Origin of the sequence: Psychroserpens sp. NJDZ02 (genome assembly GCF_004843725.1) — a bacterium.
Taxonomy (GTDB): Bacteria; Bacteroidota; Bacteroidia; order Flavobacteriales; family Flavobacteriaceae; genus Olleya.
Genome location: NZ_CP039451.1, coordinates 2,994,931 through 3,015,874 on the forward strand (window position 1 = coordinate 2,994,931; position 20,944 = coordinate 3,015,874).

The 20,944-nt window shown below is 33.1% G+C and carries 16 protein-coding genes; 5 read left to right on the plus strand and 11 right to left on the minus strand.

Annotation, left to right across the window (positions count from 1 at the left end; genetic code table 11):
• Window positions 1-7 precede the first annotated feature (7 nt).
• A complete protein-coding gene (locus E9099_RS13245) occupies window positions 8-343 on the minus strand; it encodes a n-acetylglutamate synthase (protein ID WP_136584031.1) in 336 nt (111 codons plus the stop codon).
• Window positions 344-379: 36 nt separating this feature from the next.
• Window positions 380-577: a hypothetical protein gene (locus E9099_RS13250; RefSeq protein ID WP_136584032.1), complete on the minus strand. Its 198-nt coding sequence runs from the start codon at window positions 575-577 to the stop codon at window positions 380-382.
• Window positions 578-833: 256 nt separating this feature from the next.
• Here E9099_RS13250 and E9099_RS13255 point away from each other — a divergent pair, with 256 nt between their 5' ends.
• Entirely contained in the window at window positions 834-2,072 is a 1,239-nt protein-coding gene (locus E9099_RS13255; protein ID WP_168800754.1) for a WG repeat-containing protein, read from the plus strand.
• Window positions 2,073-2,215: 143 nt separating this feature from the next.
• Here the strand turns inward: E9099_RS13255 and E9099_RS13260 are convergent, their stop codons facing one another.
• The 4 genes from E9099_RS13260 to E9099_RS13275 all read right to left on the minus strand — a co-directional run bounded on the left by E9099_RS13260 (window position 2,216) and on the right by E9099_RS13275 (window position 6,454).
• Complete coding sequence (locus E9099_RS13260) at window positions 2,216-3,859, minus strand: hypothetical protein (protein WP_136584034.1); 1,644 nt, start codon at window positions 3,857-3,859, stop codon at window positions 2,216-2,218.
• Window positions 3,860-3,964: 105 nt separating this feature from the next.
• Window positions 3,965-4,453, minus strand: a complete 489-nt coding sequence (locus E9099_RS13265; protein WP_136584035.1) for a GDYXXLXY domain-containing protein — start codon at window positions 4,451-4,453, stop codon at window positions 3,965-3,967.
• Window positions 4,440-5,516 (minus strand): DUF4401 domain-containing protein, encoded by a 1,077-nt coding sequence (locus E9099_RS13270; protein ID WP_136584036.1) that lies wholly within the window; start codon window positions 5,514-5,516, stop codon window positions 4,440-4,442. The genes E9099_RS13265 and E9099_RS13270 overlap by 14 nt, the downstream gene beginning before the upstream one ends.
• A complete protein-coding gene (locus E9099_RS13275; protein WP_136584037.1) occupies window positions 5,504-6,454 on the minus strand; it encodes a DUF2157 domain-containing protein in 951 nt (316 codons plus the stop codon). Before E9099_RS13275 ends, E9099_RS13270 begins: the two co-directional genes overlap by 13 nt.
• A 435-nt stretch (window positions 6,455-6,889) precedes the next feature.
• Here E9099_RS13275 and E9099_RS13280 point away from each other — a divergent pair, with 435 nt between their 5' ends.
• Window positions 6,890-9,439 (plus strand): adenosylcobalamin-dependent ribonucleoside-diphosphate reductase, encoded by a 2,550-nt coding sequence (locus E9099_RS13280; RefSeq protein WP_136584038.1) that lies wholly within the window; start codon window positions 6,890-6,892, stop codon window positions 9,437-9,439.
• 259 nt (window positions 9,440-9,698) lie between these two features.
• Window positions 9,699-10,892, plus strand: a complete 1,194-nt coding sequence (locus tag E9099_RS13285; RefSeq protein WP_136584039.1) for a winged helix-turn-helix domain-containing protein — start codon at window positions 9,699-9,701, stop codon at window positions 10,890-10,892.
• A 176-nt stretch (window positions 10,893-11,068) separates the two neighbouring features.
• Here the strand turns inward: E9099_RS13285 and E9099_RS13290 are convergent, their stop codons facing one another.
• From E9099_RS13290 to recG, 4 genes are all read right to left on the minus strand, one after another.
• On the minus strand, window positions 11,069-11,599 hold the full coding sequence (locus E9099_RS13290) for a GNAT family N-acetyltransferase (RefSeq protein ID WP_136584040.1): 531 nt from the start codon (window positions 11,597-11,599) through the stop codon (window positions 11,069-11,071).
• A 214-nt stretch (window positions 11,600-11,813) separates the two neighbouring features.
• Window positions 11,814-12,395: a tRNA-(ms[2]io[6]A)-hydroxylase gene (locus E9099_RS13295; RefSeq protein WP_136584041.1), complete on the minus strand. Its 582-nt coding sequence runs from the start codon at window positions 12,393-12,395 to the stop codon at window positions 11,814-11,816.
• A gap of 218 nt (window positions 12,396-12,613) precedes the next feature.
• A complete protein-coding gene (locus E9099_RS13300; RefSeq protein WP_136584042.1) occupies window positions 12,614-13,684 on the minus strand; it encodes a flavin monoamine oxidase family protein in 1,071 nt (356 codons plus the stop codon).
• A 3-nt stretch (window positions 13,685-13,687) separates the two neighbouring features.
• On the minus strand, window positions 13,688-15,790 hold the full coding sequence (gene recG, locus E9099_RS13305) for an ATP-dependent DNA helicase RecG (RefSeq protein ID WP_136584043.1): 2,103 nt from the start codon (window positions 15,788-15,790) through the stop codon (window positions 13,688-13,690).
• A 1,230-nt stretch (window positions 15,791-17,020) separates the two neighbouring features.
• Here recG and E9099_RS13310 point away from each other — a divergent pair.
• On the plus strand, window positions 17,021-19,078 hold the full coding sequence (locus E9099_RS13310; protein ID WP_136584044.1) for a M1 family metallopeptidase: 2,058 nt from the start codon (window positions 17,021-17,023) through the stop codon (window positions 19,076-19,078).
• Between the two features lies 1 nt (window position 19,079).
• On the plus strand, window positions 19,080-19,997 hold the full coding sequence (locus E9099_RS13315; RefSeq protein WP_101019315.1) for a patatin family protein: 918 nt from the start codon (window positions 19,080-19,082) through the stop codon (window positions 19,995-19,997).
• Between the two features lie 80 nt (window positions 19,998-20,077).
• On the opposite strand, the gene E9099_RS13320 is transcribed toward E9099_RS13315, so the two are convergent.
• Window positions 20,078-20,596 carry a hypothetical protein gene (locus tag E9099_RS13320; protein ID WP_136584045.1) on the minus strand — a complete coding sequence of 173 codons (519 nt, stop codon included), beginning with the start codon at window positions 20,594-20,596 and terminating at the stop codon, window positions 20,078-20,080.
• Window positions 20,597-20,944: the final 348 nt, after the last annotated feature.

The following is a 20,944-nucleotide window of genomic DNA, read 5'->3' on the forward strand; positions in this document are numbered from 1 at the left end:
AATGTATTTATATTTCTTCTAAAATTGATGTTCCGTTTGTTTGATTACCAGAGGTCCATGTCCAGTTTTCATACAGTCTGATTTTTCTGTTTGTCATGATTTCCGGTTGAGATTGGCACACACCTGTCATTAATTCGCCTTTTATATTAATCTGATGGTAACGCATATCTATAGCTCCTTTTTGATCTACGATCCCTATTAAATGACCTTCTGCAATTTGTCCACCGCTATACTTGTCTGTCAAAATAGTCCCATTTTGTTTATATTTAAAAATGGTTTCTACGGAGGTTTCTGCGTTGTCAGAATTGGTAATTGGCTTAAAGTTTTTATTGTGATAGTTCATTCTGATAGGTTCCTTTTTTTTAATATTTAGTTGGTATTAGTCTACAGGTGTTCCGTTGTTGTATTCTGTTTCATTTATAAGTTTACCTGCAGTATCGTAAGATTTCCAAGTCCCTTCTTTTTTACCTTTGTTATAATACCCTGTTTGGTCTGGTGTTTTGTTAGGATAATACGCTTGATAGAAATTATGATTGATTACTTCTTGACTAAAAGTGTTGGTTATATAAAGTGGCATCAAACATATAATGAATGTGTTTTAGGGCGCATAGTGTTATGGGTTTTATAGTAGTGTTGGAGGAATATGATTAATTAATTCTACTCTGCAAAGTTAATTTTTAAATTAGAAAAACCGAATAGTTTTAAACAGAGTTAATGATAAGTTATCCTAATTAATTAAAAATATTAACTCAAATAGAATAGTTTAAGAGGTAATAGAATGAAAACATTATTTTTTATGTTTGCATTTTACTGAAAACAATAAAAGCATGTTTATGACTAGAATTCTACTGTGTGTTATCATTTTAAGTTCCTTATTAAGTTGTGAAAACAATGAAAATAAGCTTCTTCCTATAAAGGTAAATGGGCTATTGGGGTTTATTAATTACTCAGGCGAGATGGTCATTGACCCAATATATGATGATTTTGAAGGGTATTCCAATGGAGTTATTGGTGTAGGATTTAACGGGAAAGATGGTTTTATAGATGAAAAAGGAGAAGAGCTTACAGGTTTTATATACGATCGTGTCCGTTATTTTACTGATGGTTTAGCAAGTGTGAGACTTAATGGTAAGTACGGTTTTGTAAATACCAAGGGAGATGTTGTAATCCCAATACAATATGGTTATGTATTTCATTTTAGTGATGGGATGGTTGTTTTTAGTCAAGATCCGTACGAACAAAAGTATGGGTATCTAGATAAAAGTGGTACTGTAATTGTTGAACCAAAATTTGATGAGGCTAAGGCATTTTTTGAAGGTTTTGCAGCAGTAAAGATTGATGATAAGTATGGTTTTATTAATAAAAAAGGAGACTATATCGTAACGCCTAAATATGATAAGGTTGAAGATTTTTTTGAAGGTTATGCGGCAGTCAGTAAAGAGGGATTGTGGGGTTTTATTGATGGCTCAGGTAATGAGGTTATCCCGTTAATATACCGTGAAGTTGAACCGTTTATAGAGGGTTACGCTATTGTCGATAAAAGTTACAATAAAAAGGGAATGATAAATACATTAAATGAAATAGTTATTCCTTTTGAATTTGCAGAATTAGAACCTTTTCAAGAGGGACTTGCAGTCGCTAGTTATTTTGGAGATAAAAAAGGATTTATAAACAAAGAAGGAAAGTGGGTGATTACTTTGTCATACGATTATGCTGAAGGTTTTAACGAAGGATTAGCAGCTGTAGGTATTAGAAATGGTCGAGAAGAAGAAAACGGAGACGTTTTATTTGGTTACATCGATAAAAAAGGAAAGCAAGTTATTGCCCCTAAGTTTAGTTCAGCTCGACCTTTTGTCGATGGAATTGCTATTGTTGGTGTCAAAACAGGAGAATATACCTATAATTTAGGTTATATAAATAAGGAAGGGGATTATATTATAAAACCTCGTTTTTTTAATGCTTCACCGTTTTTTAATGGTGTCGCATCAATACATGATGTCAATGGAAACCCTAAAAAAAATTATATAGATAAAACGGGTGAAGTACTTTACGTGGCAGATAAAAAGGAGTAGTAGAGACACACACACACACACACACACACACATGCATCATTAGTCATGTGATAAGCGTTCCGTTTTAATTATATAAAAACAGCTTAAGTACTTGGGGTAAAAAACTTTTATCCCTTTGTATCTAGCGGTTATTAATGCATTATTTATAACATCTCTTTCAGTGTTATTTTTGTGATTTTTCCGGAATCATAGGTGATTAAGGTATTGTTTTGGTCATAGAGCATGTAGTTGCCTTCGTCGTTGTGCACACTAATACCTTCACCTGTATAACGCATAATAAACGAGCGGGTAAATGTTTTGTCTGACAATAATTGATTTTTTTCGGTAGATAAAAATTTAAAACCAGCCTTGTCGTTTTCTCTAACTTGTAGTAGTGATGGCGTTAAAAAATCCATCTGAGAATAGGGGAGTTTAGAAACGACTTGTTGCTCTTGATTAATGTAATAATATGTTCTGTCTTTAATGTCCTTTGTATCTGTGAAAAAATAATGATCAGAATGTGTATGTGATTGTCCTGAATATAGAAAATTAATAGGTGATGGAATAGCAGTTATTATTTTTCCGTTTTTGTCAATAAACTCAGTGGTGTCTTCTAGTTTATGTAAGTATAAGTTTTTTGCAGGAGACGTATTTTTAAGTGTCGTTAAAAAGGTAATAGTATCTCTTCTGTTTTCTAAATATAATGTAAACGAATCGGCATTTCCTTTTAATGCTATTTTAGTTTTTCTAGTTTCTTTTAATGCGGCATTATAATGTTTGAGATCAAGATATTTTAAAGTCAAAAAGAGTTGCTCTTTTGTGTTTACGCTATTTAAGTACTCGGAATATGATTTCTTATAATATAATTGTTGTTCGTATTTTTCTTCTGTAGTTTTGGTGGAGCAGTTACTGATGCTAAATTTGGTATCTAAAACTTTTTCGTTTTTATTGTAATAAACTTCTTCAATAATAGAGCCTTTGTGATAAGGGTAATAGTCATCAGGTGTTTCGTATTCTAAATAGTTGTCTGACATTTTAAGGAGTTTAAAAGGCCCTTTTTGCACACCTATTTCATTCTTTTTAAAATGAATAGAATCAATTTTGGACAAATACATGATTTTAAATTCCATTTGTAGACTATCAACATGTTTCATTTGGTCAACAGGAATAGAGTTTAGAGGAAATGAATACGGCTCAATAGGAGTTGGAGTGTCGTTACTAGTACCATCGTGATAGTAAATGTTCATTATTCTTAATTCCTTTTCAGAATCAAAATTTAAGTAATAATGCGGTTGAATCGTTTGCTCAGTTTCAAATTTGTAGACAGTAGTACCATTATTTCTTACTCTAGTTTCTAAAGCGGATTTGTGTTCTTTAAAAATTTGATTAAAATAGGTGCCGCTTTGTACGGTGTCTCTATATTTTATATGATTGTTATTGACTAGTTTTATGGACATGTTTTCATTGTCATTATATCTTTCTTCATCAGATAAGTATAACTTGGTTATACTTTTAAACTCGTCATCTTGACTTTTTTCATAATACGCCAGCGTTTTTATGATGGTGTCTTTATTATTTAAATAATAATCTAAATTGGCTTTTAATCTCGTTTTTATTACAATAACACTAGTGGTGTCAATAAAAGCTTTGATGTTTTTTTCTATAGTTTTAATTTCATCTTTATCTGGACATAATTTTTCTTGTTCTGTTACCATTGCTTCAGTGACGGTTTCTCTAATAACAATTGGAGTGGTTGTGTCTGTGCAAGAACAGAATAATAATAAAATAAAGGATAGTTTTTTTAACATAGTGATCATAGTCATTTTTGATATCTATAAATAAGTGTTTCCAATGTTTTAAGCTGTGAAAAGAGTTTGCTATTGTAATCGATTTAATAGTATTTAGTCTTTAAATTATTTGATGAGTTGTCTTTGTTTATCATATAAACCACTTAAAAGGCTATTGCCTTCATGGTCTACTATTATACCGCCATACTCAGCCTTTTCATACTTTACAGCATCGCCTTCTTGAAAAAAGTAAGATTCGGCTCCTATTGTTATGCCTCTCCATCCTTTTGCGTTATAACGTATCAGAAATTCATCAGTATGTATCGGAGTCTTGCCATCTTGTAATCTTACTTTTTTTGCAATCCCATTCGCGTCTAGTTTAACAACACAATACCCTCTTTTAGAAATACTATCATTAGATGTGTTTTGTGAAATAGCATATCTTAAAGTCATATAGTCTCCTTGCATTAGTGATCTAGGATCAACAGGTGCTAATTCTAATAAAACAAGCTGCCCATCAGAAAGTAATGTTTCTTTTTTTACAATAGAATAGTTTAAAAACCCAAGTAAAATTATTAGGTTGACAAGAATTATGATCCACTTATATTTTTTCATTAGAGTGTGGTAATTTAGAAGTGAATAAATAAAATAGTAGAAATACTATTCCAGATGAAAACAAAATGATAGACTTAGTTAATAGTGTAAAACTTAAGTCGTAATAGTATTGTGATATAAAATAGATAAATGAAATGATACCAATCGCTACTCCCGTTTTATAATTGACTAAAAAGCTTAATAAAATAATTATAATAGCGCCTAAAATAGAAGGTGAGAAGGTTAGCGGTAGCAGCATTAAACAGCTTAAAGTATAAATTAATATTTTGCTTTTAAGTGTCTCGATTTTGTTGATTGCTAAAATGAGGTGTGCTAGATACATAATAACACAAAACATAACGATTGAGGGTAACCAAATATGGCGCTCTGATATTGGGATTAAATACCTCTTGCCAATAGCAATTAACCCAAATAGTAAGGCTATTATTAAACCAATACGACTGGGGTTGTATAGTTTAGATAGTTTGAGGCCTGCAGTAATTAAGCGAGCTTCATTTAAAAAGACGTAGGTTAATAATAAAGTGGTTATGACAATATATAAGTGGATTAAATCATATAAATTATTGAAGATAATTAGGATTAGAAAATTACTAGTAATCGTCAATATGGAAATAAACGATAAAATATAATTTTGTGTAATAAATAACGAGATAAGCGCAGTAATACTAATCACTATTGTTACGATATTCATGTCAATCTCCATTTGTGCTAGGCCAATAGCTAGTAATACAAACCCTATTATATAAGAGGATACGCTAAAAGTGTCTATAATAAGGGTGTCGTATGCTGTATTTAGCCAAATAGCAATAATTATAAAAAAGCTGCCAAAGATTAACAGACCTGCTTCAGAACGATAAAGCCCCGCAAATAGTAAAAAAGCAATAAAAGCAAGTGTGGCTAGAAAACCGCCAATAATGGTGAGTATTTTAATAGTTAAGCTAGATTTGTTTTTTCCTTGGATGTTATAGTCCTCTAAAATGGCTTGTTCGTTGTATTTAAATTCAGGGCCTTGCGATGCACTAATGGCAGCTATAAAAGCTTTTTTGTTATTTAGTTTGTCCATTTTTTTTGAAGGCTAATTAAGTTTTTGATGACCAATGTAATACTAGAAATAATAAATAAAGCGATGATAAAATATATACCATCACTGTGTGAAAGCTTGAGAAGTAAACTACAAATAAGAATAATAACACTAAACGGGATTATTGAAAGGTAAAAGCTGCTTTTTACTTTTAACCCATACTTAATACCTATGATGTAACATGTTATTATGATGAATAATAATACAAAAAAAGAAAATTCTTGTTCGTGATAAATACCTTCATTAATAGCTGCGGTGCTAAAACAAACAGCAATTAATGCTACGCTATTAGTAAACCAAATCGGGATTTTAATGGTTTTTGACTGTTCTTTCACTAGTAAAGCAGTAACTAAAAATAAGGCATTAATAACAAAAAATAAAGTGGCATTAAAAATAATAGACCAATCGTTTGCAACCTGCTCAGTATATAATACAAGGGTCGTGTTGATTAAGATTATAAAAATAAACCATAGCGGCGCAAAATTAGAAATGGCAACCCAAAGTGTTATAAATACGGTCCAGCCTAAGAAGAAGTCGTAAGCATTAGCGCCTGTTTGATAGATTTGTCCAAAAACGGCAAATAAGACACCTACCAATATGGATGCTCCAGTTAGTATTATGTTTTTAATGTCTGAATTTAATTTAGAGAATAAAACAATAAGGGTGGTTGCCGTAATTAAGCCTTCTACTAAGCCTATTTTTACAAATTTATGGAGGTCTGCCCAGTTGTAAGCAAAAAAGAATAATATCCCCGCAGTTGTAAAGCCAACACCTAAACTGATAAAAAACAGTTTCAAAAATTTTTGCCAAGCAATTTGATTACTATAAATTTCTTGTTTTAGAAGGGTGTCAATGCTTTCCTGCTTCCAGTTACTGTGGCGACCTATTATATGTATATCTTCTCGATCAATCTTTGTCATGCAATGGTTTGATTTAAAGTAAAATTTTAAGGGACTAATCTAATACATTTAAATTGAATAAGGACTAAGTCGTTAGTCTTGTTATTGGACCAAAGATGAGTGTTAAATTTATACGAGATAGACCTTTTTTATGGCATAAATAGTATTTGATTTTAGCTTTTAGTGTTGAGGTTAAGATTATTAGGCAATAAAGATGTCTTGGATGGTGAAAAAGACAATAAAACAGGTATGATAATTTTATATTTTAAATCAAAATATTTTTTAGGAAAGTTAAATTATTTGTTAACTTTTTAGTGTTGATAAATATTTATAGTGTTGATTTTTAGTGATTTGTGTATTTTTATTGTAAACTTTGTGATTTTTATGATTTATTAGGTTGTACATTTGTTGAATATTTACATCTCAAAAAAAACAATTTAATTCTCAATATAAGTTATGAAAACAGAAACGGTGCTGATGCCTAAAAAAACATATTCTAGAGATGAAGCTTTAAAAGCTGCGCTTAACTATTTTAAAGGCGATGAGTTAGCTGCAAGTGTATGGTTAAACAAGTATGCTTTAAAAGATTCTGCTGATAATATTTATGAAAGTACGCCTGATCAAATGCATCAACGAATTGCTTCAGAAATTGCAAGAGTAGAGCAAAAATATGCAAATCCGTTGACAGAATCCGAGATTTTTGAAGCTATCAAAGATTTTAAATACATAGTACCTCAAGGAAGTCCAATGGCGGGAATTGGAAACCCTTTTCAAATAGCATCTTTGTCTAATTGTTTTGTAATTGGTAATAATGGTGACTCTGATTCTTATGGGGGAATCATGAAAATTGATCAAGAACAAGTGCAGTTAATGAAGCGAAGAGGTGGTGTTGGTCATGATTTATCACACATCCGTCCTAAAGGATCTCCTGTAAAAAATTCAGCATTGACATCTACGGGTATTGTCCCTTTTATGGAGCGGTATTCAAACTCGACTAGAGAAGTTGCGCAAGATGGTCGTAGAGGCGCCTTGATGTTATCTGTTTCTATTAATCATCCGGATGCAGAGGATTTTATTGATGCAAAATTAGAACAAGGAAAAGTGACTGGGGCTAATGTTTCTGTGAGAATAGATGACGCTTTTATGAAGGCTGTGAAAGCGGATGGACAGTACATACAAAAGTATCCAACTTTTAGTCCAAATCCTGTGTATACTAAAGAAATAGAAGCGACTAAAATATGGGAAAAAATTGTACACAACGCTTGGAAATCTGCAGAACCAGGAATTTTATTTTGGGATACTATTATTAATGATTCAGTCCCAGATTGTTATGCCGATTTAGGGTATAAAACGGTGTCTACAAATCCTTGTGGAGAGATTCCTTTATGTCCTTATGACTCGTGTCGATTACTAGCAATTAACTTGTTTTCATACGTAGACCATCCCTTTACTGAGCAAGCTGAATTCAACTTTGAATTATTCAAAAAACATATTGTTATTGCGCAACGTATGATGGATGATATCATTGATTTGGAGTTAGAAAAAATTGATGGTATACTAGCTAAAATTGATGCGGATCCAGAGGAAGATATTGTAAAAGTTACAGAAAAAAACCTATGGTTAAATATCAAACAAAAAGCATTTGAGGGTAGACGTACGGGTATTGGTATTACAGCAGAGGGTGATATGTTGGCGGCTTTAGGGATTCGTTATGGTAGTGAGGAAGGTAACGCGTTTTCTACAGAGGTGCACAAGGTGTTAGGGGTAGAAACGTATAGGGCTTCTGTTAATTTAGCAAAAGAAAGAGGTGCCTTTTCTATTTTTGATGCCGATAGAGAAAAAGATAATCCATTTATTTTACGAATAAAAGAAGCGGATAGTAAGTTGTATTATGATATGTTAGAATATGGTCGTAGGAATATAGCTTTGTTAACTATTGCGCCTACAGGAACGACAAGTTTGATGACACAAACCTCGTCAGGAATCGAGCCTGTTTTTATGCCTGTGTATAAGCGTAGAAAAAAAGTGAATCCAAATGATAAAGAGAGTAGGGTTGATTTTGTTGATGAGGTTGGAGATTCTTGGGAAGAATATATCGTTTTTCATCATCGTTTTAAACAATGGATGGAAGTTAATAATATCGATTCTTCAAAGAATTTTACGCAAGAAGAAATTGACGATTTAGTAAAACAATCTCCATATTATAAAGCAACGTCTAATGATATTGATTGGAATAGTAAAGTGGAAATGCAAGGTGCTATTCAAAAATGGGTAGATCATTCTATTAGTGTAACGGTTAATTTGCCAAATGATGCGACAGAAGCACTGGTTGGCGAGTTATACTTAAAAGCTTGGGAAGTTGGCTGTAAAGGTGTAACGGTTTATAGAGATGGTTCTCGTTCTGGAGTTTTAATAGCTGTGGATGATAAGAAAGATAGTAAAATAACACCGTCTAATTTTTCGAAGAAACGTCCGCAAACGTTAGAAGCAGACGTGGTTCGTTTTCAAAATCAAAAAGAAAAATGGATTGCATTTGTTGGTTTAGTGGATAACAGGCCTTATGAGATTTTTACGGGATTAACAGATGATGAAGATGGAATTTTAATTCCGCGTTGGGTAGAAAAAGGGGTGATTATAAAAAATAGAAATACAGAAGGATCTTCTCGTTATGATTTTCAATATGAAAATAAAAGAGGTTATAAAACAACAATTGAAGGTTTATCTCATAAGTTTAATCCTGAGTTTTGGAATTATGCCAAATTAATTTCTGGTACGATTCGTCATGGGATGCCCATTGATAAAATTGTAGAATTAATACAAAGTTTGCAATTTGATTCAGAATCTATAAGTACTTGGAAAAATGGTGTGCAACGTGCTTTAAAACGTTACGTGGAGGATGGTACAGCTGTAAAAGGGCATACTTGTAGTAATTGTGATTCTGTAAATTTAATTTATCAAGAAGGGTGTTTGACTTGTAAGGATTGTGGGTCTTCTAAATGTGGTTAGGCTACTATAGCTAAAATTATAAACGCCAAAGACTCGTAAAGAGGTTTGGCGTTTTTTTTATTTTTTTTTATTGAAATCAAATAATATTTTTCTCTTTTTGTTTGAAATTAAATCAGCAAATTAAAACTATTAAATAAAGGATTTGTATCTGTTAAATGAATACTGAAACCATTAGTTTTATGTCCTTGTAAGAACCTGTAGGGTATTTAAATTCGACCAAAGAAGATATGTGTAAACCCTGAAAATTAATTATTTCTATATGCCAAAATCACTTACTATCCAAGAGGCGCAAAAGTTAGTATTGTTATCACAAAATATTCTGAATTTAAATGATAAGGTAGATGCTCTAGATCAAACCTTGTTAACTATTCAGCATCTTGGTTATATTCAGATTGATACAATTTCTACTGTGCAACGCGCGCATCATCATACATTATGGAACAGAAACCCACAATACCAAAACAATCATCTTGATCAATTAGTAGAAAAGAAAAAGGTATTTGAGTATTGGTCGCATGCGGCTGCTTACTTGCCAATGCAGGATTATAAATATACCCTGCCGCGTAAAAATGCAATTTTAAAAGGAGAACAAAAACATTGGTTTGAGCGTGATAATGCCTTGATGAAAATCGTTTTGAAACGTATTGAAAATGAAGGTGCCTTAATGGCTAAAGATTTTGTACATGCAGGAGAAATAGGGGTGTGGGGAAGTAAACCAGAAAAACAGGCATTAGAAAACTTGTTTATGCAGGGTGAATTGATGATTTCTTCACGGAAAAACTTCCATAAAGTGTATGATTTGACAGAGCGGGTATTGCCTAAGGGTGTAGATGTAAATGAGCCGACGCAAGAAGAATACATCCGGTTTTTGATAAAAAGTTATTTAAAGGCAAATGGTTTAGGGCAGGCTAGTCAAATTGCTTATTTGCTTAAAAAGACAAAACCATTGGTGTCCGCTGGATTACAAGAGATGCATGCTAATGGCGAATTGATTAAGCTGAGTGTTAATCAGCAGCTTTATTATAGTTTGCCAGAGTTTGAAGGTGTGTTGAAAACGCCTTTACCTAGTAGTGGTTCGTTAAAAATACTGTCTCCTTTTGATAATTTACTTATTCAGCGTAAACGCATGCAATTGTTGTTTGATTTTGATTATCAATTGGAATGTTATGTTCCAAAGGAAAAACGGAAGTATGGTTACTTTTCTTTGCCTATTTTGTGGGCGGGTAAATTAGTGGCGCGTATGGATTGTAAAGCAGAAAAAACAACAGCTATTTTACATATTAATCATTTAGCAATGGAAAAAAATGTTCAGGATTTGGACGCTTTTATAATTGCTTTTTGTGAAGAAATTGAAAATTATAAGCGTTTTAATAATTGTACTCAGATTCGCTTGCATAAAACAACGCCAAAGAGTCTTAGAGTTGTTTTGCAGAAAGTTATTGATGACAAGTAGTATAGGTTTCGTTTTTTTTTTTTTTTTGTTGTAACCGCATGTTAGGCTTTGAGGAATCGAAGAGGTTCGTTTTTAAAAGCGACTAAAGCTAATAAAGTCAAGGGTAGTCATTTCGTGGTGTATTTTAAAATAGTTATGATTAGTAGCTTTTGTTGGGTGATTTGTTTTGGCAGGTATTATGCAAATAGCTCAAAAATCAAGTTTTTGCTATTGTCAGAATCCTTTTTGAGTTTGTTTAAACTAAAGCCATTGCTTTCTAAAAGCTTAATAGAATTAGCGTTTTCAAATTGCGTAAATGCAACAATAGTATTTAAAGGTAGCTTATTAAAACCAAAGTCAATAACCGCTTGTAAAGCTTCTGACATAAACCCTTTGTTATGATGTTTTGCGATTAAATCGTAGCCAACCTCAGCAATTGTATGGTCTTTTGAAAAATTCCATAAACAGATTGTACCGATTATTTCAGTAGAATTTTGTAGTGTTATTCCCCAAGTGATAGAAGTGTTGCTTTCTATTTGGTTTGTTAACATGGTAATATGCTTCGTTGCATCAGCTATGGTTTTGGTTTGTCGTTCTGGAGGTCTTTGAATATATTTGTTTATCGTTTTATCCGATCTTAAATAGAGTACCATGGCGCTATCTTTAACAGTGATTTGTCTTAGTAATAAGCGTGTAGTTTGTAGTTCTGGAAAAGGGGTGAAAGTCATGTTTTTAGTCGTTTATTCGTTAAAATGAACATGTTTTTGAGCGTTGTCGTCTTCGTGAAAAAAAAATATAGCGTCGTTACAAGGTTTGTATAGCGTGTCATCAGAATTAGTGGGTGAATCACCTGTGTTTTTGTCGGGTGTTCCGTGCCTTTTCTTATGTGTAATCACGCAATTGTTACTAAAGCTTAATTATTTTGAAGACTAGTAATTTGGGTTATCCGTGGATACCTTCGCTTGTTCCGTAACTTTTAATTAATTCGCCTTCAAATTCTACTAACTCTTGCCAGCGTTTATCAACATCAATATCTTGACCGTATTTTCTAGCAAAAGTGATAAACGTTGTGTAATGTCCTGCTTCGCTAACCATCAATTCGTAGTAAAATTTAGAAAGTTCTTCATCGTTTATACGTTCTGATAAAAGTTTAAAACGTTCGCAACTTCGGGCTTCTATCATGGCTGAGAATAATAAGCGATCAACCATAGATTGTAATCTACTTCCGCCTTTATTCATAAATTTATAAAGTTGGTTAACATAATGGTCTTTGCGCTCGCGACCTAAAGTGTACCCTCGTTTTTTAATGATTTCATGAACCATTTGAAAGTGTTCCAATTCTTCTTTAGCTAATTCCAAAAGCTCTGTGACTAAATCTACTTTTTCCGAATTATGTGTAATAATCGTAATCGCATTAGTGGCCGCTTTTTGCTCGCACCAAGCGTGGTCTGTAAGGATTTCTTCTATGTTAGACTCGGCGATAGTAACCCAGCGTGGATCGGTTTCTAATTTAAGGTGAAGCATGATTGTTGTTAACTTTTAGATTTTGGCGTTACGCTTTATGCGTAATGCAAAGATAATTATATTTTATACTATTAAAGTAGTGTGGCTTCATGTGATTTGTGAAGCATGAGTAGATTGTATCAAGAAACTTGGATAAAAAGGAGTTCTCGATACATGGCTCTTTAGGTGGCTGTAGAACTAACGGGTTGTGATTAGTATTATGTGGGTTTTATTAAAACTTAACTGATTTCCGCTTTAAGCGAATTAAAAACATGCATAGCACTACTAACGGCAGCTTCCATTTTACCTGAAAATATGGGGCTAGTTTCTGCTCCAGCAATAAAAAGTCTTTTGTTTAAATAAGATTCTTGATAAAGTGGATGTCCGTTATTTTGCTGTGGCATTAAAAAGTTGTTATCTGGTTTAATCGTGTGTTTTTGATCAATCCATACGCACTCTTCGTAACTTAGATACTCTAAGGCTTGGTCTCCATAATAGCTTTGTAATTGGTCTAAAGCTAATTGTTTGCGTTGTTTTTGGTCTAAATTATGCAAATTAGCGCTCATAAAGCCACTTAAAGCATATACGGATTGGTCTGCGTTGGAATGATCATAAAACTCCTGTAAAGGTCCTGAGTTGGCATAAATCGTTCCGCTACTTTGTGGGTGTTTCCAAAAAGGTGTTTTATAGGTAAAACCAACCCTAATGGAATTGTGCATCCAAGTATGTGTATTGGGTAAAACGGCTGTGATAGCATCTGGTAATTCTGGTGTTATGCTAATATTTTGATTAAATAACGCAGGAGGTAGGGTTGAAATTACATGTTTTGAATGGTATGTCTGCTTATCTGTTTTGACTTCTAGGTATTCCGCTTTAAGCTGAATTGAAATAACGCTAGTGTCAGTTTGGATACTTGTGCTGTCTAATTGATCTGCAAGTGTTTCAGTTAAGGTTTGGGTTCCATTTTTAATACGATAACTCACTGAATCGTTAGTGGGTAAAGAAACTAGTTGTGCTTGTTTATTAGGATCCGGCTGATAAATTGCGGTTGCTCCGTAAAACTGTTCAAAAACGTCAATATTTAATGTTTTTAGTAAATTTAAAACGTTTGTTTGTTGAGGTATAAGCCATGTTGCGCCAAGATCTATAGGGGCTTCATTGGTATTGCGTTTGGTTATAATGCGTCCGCCAATACGGGTGTTGGCTTCAATAATTGTCACTTTTAAGTCTGTTTGTTTTAATAAAAAGGCAAGCGTTAAGCCTGTTAATCCTGCGCCAATAATAAGTATATCAGTATTTTTTGTGGTCATAACTTAGCTAATGTAGTTCCAGATATTTTTGTATTTACTCATTTGTCGGTATGTCTCTAATATAATGGCATTGTTAGGACTGCTTAAGCTTGGATCTTTGGTTAAAAGATCCTTTGCCCAATAACGAGCATGTTGCAAAATGTCGTTGTCTTTTACAATATCTGCTATGCGTAAATTCAGAATTCCGCTTTGTTGTGTCCCCATAATATCTCCTGGTCCGCGAAGTCTTAAGTCCACCTCAGCAATCTCAAAACCATCATTTGTACTGGTCATGGTTTGGACACGTGTTTTACTGTTTTCTGATAATTTATGACTGGTCATTAAGATGCAATAACTTTGCTCTGCACCACGTCCAACACGACCTCTTAATTGGTGTAATTGTGACAGTCCAAAACGCTCTGCGCTTTCAATTACCATGACTGAGGCATTGGGTACATTTACACCAACTTCAATAACTGTAGTTGCCACCATAATTTGCGTTTCGCCTTTAACAAAACGCTGCATTTCAAACTCCTTATCTGCGGGTTTCATTTTACCATGAATGATGGAGATTTGATACTCGGGCATCGGAAAATCTCGGGTCAAACTTTCGTAACCATCCATCAGATCTTTGTAGTCCATTTGAGCGTTTTCTTGTATCAAAGGATAGACAATATAGACCTGTCTTTTTTTAGCAATTTCGTCACGAATAAAACGGAATACTTTTAGTCGGTTGGAGTCGTATCTATGGACCGTTTTTATGGGTTGTCTTCCGGGTGGTAATTCGTCAATTACGGAGATGTCTAAATCGCCATAAACAGACATTGCTAATGTTCTCGGAATTGGAGTTGCTGTCATGACTAAAACGTGTGGCGGAAGGGTGTTTTTTTTCCAAAGCTTAGAACGCTGCTTAACTCCAAAACGGTGTTGCTCGTCAATAATTGCGAGTCCCAAATTTTTGAATTTAACCTTGTCTTCCAAAACAGCATGTGTACCAATTAAAATGTCTAATTCGCCGCTTTCTAGCATTTTATGGATCTCTCTTCGTTCTGAAGTTTTACTTGAACCTGTAAGTAGTTTTATGTTGATTTCTAATTCATTACATAACTCAAGTAATCCATTATAGTGCTGTACTGACAAAATTTCAGTCGGCGCCATTAGACAAGCTTGAAAACCATTGTCAACCGCTATTAGCATTGACATTAATGCAACTATTGTCTTTCCAGAGCCAACATCACCTTGTAAAAGGCGATTCATTTGCGCATTACTGCCTAAATCTGCTCTGATTTCTTTCAAAACACGTTTCTGTGCATTGGTTAATTCGAACGGTAAATGGTTTTTGAAAAACGAATTAAAATGAGCGCCAACGGTTTCAAAAGGAAAGCCTTTAATTTTTGTTTTATGAATTAAATTTTTAAGAATTAACTGTAGTTGTATGTAAAATAACTCTTCAAATTTCAGTCTAAATTCAGCCTTAGAAAGTGCGGTTTGATCCTTCGGAAAATGAACATTTAGGAGGGCTTCAGATTTTGAGATTAATTTGTTTTCGGAGAGTAGTTTTTCGGACAAGGTTTCAACAAATCTACCCTTGGTTTCAAGGAATAAATTTTGCATGATTTTTGTCATCACGCGATTGCTAATTCCACGGTTAGCTAATTTTTCTGTGGAAGGATAAATGGCTTGCATTGCACTTCGTAAATTGGCTTCGTGTTCTGACAATAATTCGATGTCAGGATGAGGCATATTATACTTGTTTGCAAACAGGTTTGTTTTTCCGAAAATGACATAAGTTGCGTTTAATTTTAACCCTTCCTTAATCCATTTTTGACCTCTAAACCAAACCAATTCCATGGTGCCCGTTTCATCCTTAAAAGTGGCTACTAATCGCTTGCCTCTTTTTTGAGCAATCTCTTCAAATTTTACGATTTTTCCAACAATTTGTACCTCGGCAGCGTTAGGTAATAATTGGTTGATTTTATAATATTTTGTTCGATCCAAATACCGATTTGGAAATAGGTTTATTAAATCTTGATAGGTATGAATACCCAACTCCTTGCGCAATAAATCTGCACGATTTGGCCCAACGCCTTTTAGGTAATCTATTGGAGTTTGTAAGTTAGTACTCATAGACAACGAAATTAATGTATTTTGATTTAAAGTGAAAGTTAAAATGAGTAGCATTACGTAGCTTGGTTCGATTTGATAATTTTAAACGATTTTAAGAATGAAACAATAGTGATCGTGTAAAATTTTTTAGAGACACATCTCTAAAAGTTTGAAGCACTCTAACTAACGATTCGCCTATAAACATAACGGCACTTCAAGTGATTTGTGAAGCATGAGCAAATGGTATCGAGACGTTTTTGGTAATTGTAACGTTATGTCTCTAATTATAAAAGAAAGAACATTGATGTATATAATACAAGATTTGTTTCTAAATAGCTCTCCTCTTTTTGCAAAGAGGAGAATGAATATTGATTTCCCTTTAAAGGAAATCAAAAGAAAGAGGAGTTAACACATCACAAAGAAATGTATTTTAATCAAATCCTTAATTTTAATCGATTTGCAAAACACTTTTAATGTTAGTTGCCAAGTTTTCATGCCTTTCAGCCAAAGCACAACAAATAGGCGGTAAGGAAGGTGTATAGTTATCGATACAATTTTCATTCGTTAAATAATTCGAACTAAATGAAGCACAGATAAACACAATGTCACTTCAAGTGATTTGTGAAGCATGAGCAAATGGTATCGAGACGTTTTTGGTAATTTTAACGTTATGTCTCTAATTTATAAAAGAAAGAAATTTATGTATCTAATATAAGGCTTGTCACTAAGTAACTCTCCTCTTTTTATAAAGAGGAGAATGAATATTGATTTCCCTTTAAAGGAAATCAAAAGAAAAAGGAGTTTACACATCACAAAGAATTGTATTTTAATCAAATCCTTAATTTTAATCGATTTGCAAAACACTTTATAATGCTAATTATCAAGTTTTCATGCCTTTTTGCGAAAGCTCTACAAACAGGCGGTAAGGAAGGTGTATAGTTATCGATACAATTTTCATTCGTTAAATAATTCGAACAAAATGAAGCACAGATAAACACAACGTCACCTCAAGTGATTTGTGAAGCATGAGCAAATGGTATCGAGACGTTTTTGGTAATTGTAGCGTTATGTCTCTAATTTATAAAAGAAAGAAATTTATGTATCTAATACAAGGTTTGTCACTAAGTAGCTCTCCTCTTTTTGGAAAGAGGAGAATGAATATTGATTTCCCTTTAAAGGAAATCAAAAGAAAGAGGAGTTAACACATCACAAAAAATTGTATTTTGGTCTAATCCTTGTTTAAAACTATTTATGAGACACCTTTTAGTACTATTTATCACGTTTTTATGTCTTTCAGCGAAAGCGCAACAAACTGAATTTATTGATTTTATATCTATTGACGCGGAGATTAGTTTTGAAAAAGATAATACGGTTAAAGGGAGGGCTAAATATATTTATAAAGTTTTGAAGCCTTTCGATTCTTTGGTGATTGATGCTGTAAATATGGAGATTACTAATTTTTATGATGATCATTATGGGCTTGATTTTAAATATGACGGTAAGCAAATTGTTTATAAACCAGAATTTGAAGCTAATACATATCACGAGTTAAATATTGTGTACACAGTAAATCCAAAAAAAGCACTCTATTTTGTTGAAAAAGAAAATTCTCATCAAATCTGGACACAAGGTCAAGGTAAATATACAAGCCATTGGTTACCGAGTATCGATGATATGAATGATAAAATCGAATTTGATTTAGAAATTACGTACGATAAAGCGTACCAGGTTATTGCTAACGGTGCGTTGATTGATAAAAGAAGTAACGACTCAACGATGACTTGGCATTACGATATGCAAAAACCAATGTCAAGCTATCTTGTTGCATTGGCAATTGGTAAATATAAAAAACAGGTCATCTCCTCCAAAAGTGGAATACCAATAGAATTATATTACTACCCAGAAGATTCGGCTAAAGTGGAACCAACCTATCGTTACACTAAACAATTATTTGATTTTTTAGAAGATGAAATTGGCGTGTCTTATCCTTGGCAAAACTATAAACAGGTACCTGTAAAAGACTTTTTGTATTCGGGAATGGAAAATACAAGTTGTACTATTTTTAGTGACTATTTTATGATTGACAGGACTAGTTTTGTGGATAAAAACTATGTTAATGTTAATGCGCACGAGTTGGCGCATCAATGGTTTGGAGATTTGGTCACGGAAACCTCAGGAACGCACCATTGGTTACAAGAAGGGTTTGCGACGTATTATGCATTGTTAGCAGAACGAGATATTTTTGGAGAGGACTATTACTATTGGCAACTATACCAATATGCTCAAGAATTAATAGCACAAGATGCGGCAGGTGAAAGTACCGCGTTATTGAATCCAAAATCAAGCAGTACGACGTTTTATAAAAAAGGAGCTTGGGCTTTGCATGTTTTACGTGAGAAGGTAGGGGATAAGGCGTTTAAAAAGGCAGTGAAGATATATTTGAAAGCAAATGCGTTTAAAAATGTAGAAACTAATGATTTTATAAAGGAGGTAGAAAAAACATCAGGTCAGGATTTGACTGGTTTTGTGCAACAGTGGTTGGAGTCTTCAGAGTTGTTACAGGAAGAGATGGAGAATGTTTTAAAGGAAAATGAAACGTCTTCGTTTTTGGTAACCATGAAAACGGATCCATATTTAAGTTTTAGGACAGATGCAGATGATAATTATATTCTGTCAAGCTTAATAACCGAATTACCTAAAGGGTTTTATGCTGTTCAAGTTTCGGTTTTGGAAGAAGCTTTGTCAGTACCTGAATATCCAACGTCTGATGATTTGGTGGAGGAAGCGTTTCAGTCAGGCCAAATAAAATTAAGACAAACCATGGCTTTGGGTTTAAAAACGATTCCTTTAAAATTTAAAAAAAAATACGAAACGCTACTTGATGATCAATCTTATATCACAAATGAAGCTGCTCTCTATAACCTTTGGGCTAATTTTCCGCAAAAACGAAAGATTTACCTAGATCAAACAAAAGCAATTTATGGTTTTAATGATTATAATGTGAGAACGCTTTGGTTGGCTTTGGCTATCGCGACTCCAGGATATGAAGAAGGTAATAAAGAACTGTTTTTTAATGAATTGGTAGGGTATACGGCATCAGAGCATGGTTTTCAGTTGCGCCAGAATGCATTTAATGTTTTGAGTAGTTTAGGCGTGTTTAATCAGGAGGCTTTATTAAATTTGATAGCAGCTTCAAGGCATCATAATTGGAGATTCAAAAGTTTTGCGAAACAACTTTTAGAATTGTTATCTGAAAATGAAAAATATAAATCTATAATTAGTAATTTGCAGGACAACCAAAAAAAATAATTTGAAAGCATTAGTCATATCTGGAGGAGGAAGTAAAGGTGCATTTGCAGGAGGAGTTGCACAACATTTAATAGAACAAGAAGGTAAACAGTACGATATGTTTTTGGGAACATCTACTGGAAGTCTATTAATTCCGCATTTAGCGACTGGAAATATTGGCAAGCTGTACGATATTTATACGCATGTTAATCAGAATTCTATTTTTAGCATTAATCCGTTTGTGGTTAAAAAGAAAGGGGATAGAGAATATGTGTCTATTAATTATTTTAACACGGCGTTGCAGTTTTTGAAAAAGAAACGCACTTTTGGTGAAAGTAAAAATCTAAAAAAGCATATTAAAGTACATTTTACTAAAGCAGAATATGATACTATAAAAGCGACTAAAGAAGATGTGGTTGTTACGGTTACAAACTTATCTAAAAATCGCGTAGAGTATAAGTCGATTAACGATTATGATTACGATGAATTTTGCGAATGGATTTGGATTTCTTGTAATTATATTCCGTTTATGTCTTTAGCTATAAAAGATGGATTTGAGTATGCAGATGGTGGATTGGGTTGTGTAATACCAATTAGAGAGGCTATTTTAAGAGGAGCGACAGAGGTGGATGCTATTGTTTTGGAGAGTGAAAATTTAGAATACAATAAGGTCTTAGGGAAAAACCCATTTTCGTTAATGATAAATCTGTTCGGTCATTTATTGGATCAAGTAGAAAAAGGAGATATTGCAATAGGTAAATTAGCAGCAAAACACAGAAATGTAAAGCTTAACTTGTATTATACACCAACTAAGTTAACAGAAAACTCGCTGATTTTTAATAAAAAATTAATGGAAGATTGGTGGCTGCAAGGGTATTTGTATGCTCAGGATAAGTATGAAAATCATGATGAGTTTAGGTCTACTGTACCAATAGAGTAATCTCTAGAAGTTATAATCATATTTAGATATAAAAAAAGTCCTATCGGTTGATAGGACTTTTTTTATGACTTTTTAAAAGGTTACCAGATGTCTCCGACTTCTTTTTTGATATAATGTAATCCAGCGTTACTTGGAGCTGGTTTATCCAACATTTCGCTTAAAATAGCTTCTCTTAATTTTTGTGCTGAGTCAATTTTATCGCTCATACTTACTTTTCTAATCAATTGGATAGTTGCACTTTTTGAAGCCTTAATAATAGTCCAACAATCATCACTTAAATAGATTTGTTGTGCTAAATTATGTTCAAACTCTTGCTCAATACTGCTTATTAATAAGTCTTCATAAGACTGCTTGTCTGATGATAATGGGGCAACACGCAGTAATAATTTATTTGGTGAGATGCGTTCTAAAAACAACGTTAGACGCTCATAAGCTTGTAGTCTTACAGGTAGAGATGCTTTACTTAAGGTTTTTAAGATATTAAATTTACGACGCTCTTCTTCATTTTGCATATGTTGCCTAAAAAACAGATAAGCGATAGCTCCTGTAATTACAGAGGGGATAGTGTACATTAATAAGTTTAAAATCTGTTGTTCCATAGTAGGTTTAGTTTATATAGCAAACTTAATGTCTTTTATTTTATTGTACAAGGAATACGTGGATACGATCAAAACTTCAATTATAAATTAGTGTTTTTACATTGTTATGGAATGCATATATACTATGATTTAAAACGAATTTAAAAAAAGAATCAAATTTAGGGGTAACAAAATAAAGGTTGTTTTGATATAAAAACGTAGACCAATAACTAACAATTCAAGTGGTATAGTTAATTTAATGAAAACCACTTTTCATGGCATGAAACTAACGTGTCATGCAATAGTAAGGTATTTGCTAGAGGTTGTATGTTATTTTTGATTAGCTATTAATCTTTCTATATAAATCGG

What these genes read in the sequence shown, in the direction of transcription:
- E9099_RS13245 (WP_136584031.1), bottom strand. Translation starts at nt 343, where the DNA reads ATGAACTATCACAATAAAAACTTTAAGCCAATTACCAATTCTGACAAC.
- E9099_RS13250 (WP_136584032.1), bottom strand. Translation starts at nt 577, where the DNA reads ATGCCACTTTATATAACCAACACTTTTAGTCAAGAAGTAATCAATCAT.
- E9099_RS13255 (WP_168800754.1), top strand. Translation starts at nt 834, where the DNA reads ATGACTAGAATTCTACTGTGTGTTATCATTTTAAGTTCCTTATTAAGT.
- E9099_RS13260 (WP_136584034.1), bottom strand. Translation starts at nt 3,859, where the DNA reads ATGTTAAAAAAACTATCCTTTATTTTATTATTATTCTGTTCTTGCACA.
- E9099_RS13265 (WP_136584035.1), bottom strand. Translation starts at nt 4,453, where the DNA reads ATGAAAAAATATAAGTGGATCATAATTCTTGTCAACCTAATAATTTTA.
- E9099_RS13270 (WP_136584036.1), bottom strand. Translation starts at nt 5,516, where the DNA reads ATGGACAAACTAAATAACAAAAAAGCTTTTATAGCTGCCATTAGTGCA.
- E9099_RS13275 (WP_136584037.1), bottom strand. Translation starts at nt 6,454, where the DNA reads ATGACAAAGATTGATCGAGAAGATATACATATAATAGGTCGCCACAGT.
- E9099_RS13280 (WP_136584038.1), top strand. Translation starts at nt 6,890, where the DNA reads ATGAAAACAGAAACGGTGCTGATGCCTAAAAAAACATATTCTAGAGAT.
- E9099_RS13285 (WP_136584039.1), top strand. Translation starts at nt 9,699, where the DNA reads ATGCCAAAATCACTTACTATCCAAGAGGCGCAAAAGTTAGTATTGTTA.
- E9099_RS13290 (WP_136584040.1), bottom strand. Translation starts at nt 11,599, where the DNA reads ATGACTTTCACCCCTTTTCCAGAACTACAAACTACACGCTTATTACTA.
- E9099_RS13295 (WP_136584041.1), bottom strand. Translation starts at nt 12,395, where the DNA reads ATGCTTCACCTTAAATTAGAAACCGATCCACGCTGGGTTACTATCGCC.
- E9099_RS13300 (WP_136584042.1), bottom strand. Translation starts at nt 13,684, where the DNA reads ATGACCACAAAAAATACTGATATACTTATTATTGGCGCAGGATTAACA.
- recG (WP_136584043.1), bottom strand. Translation starts at nt 15,790, where the DNA reads ATGAGTACTAACTTACAAACTCCAATAGATTACCTAAAAGGCGTTGGG.
- E9099_RS13310 (WP_136584044.1), top strand. Translation starts at nt 17,021, where the DNA reads ATGAGACACCTTTTAGTACTATTTATCACGTTTTTATGTCTTTCAGCG.
- E9099_RS13320 (WP_136584045.1), bottom strand. Translation starts at nt 20,596, where the DNA reads ATGGAACAACAGATTTTAAACTTATTAATGTACACTATCCCCTCTGTA.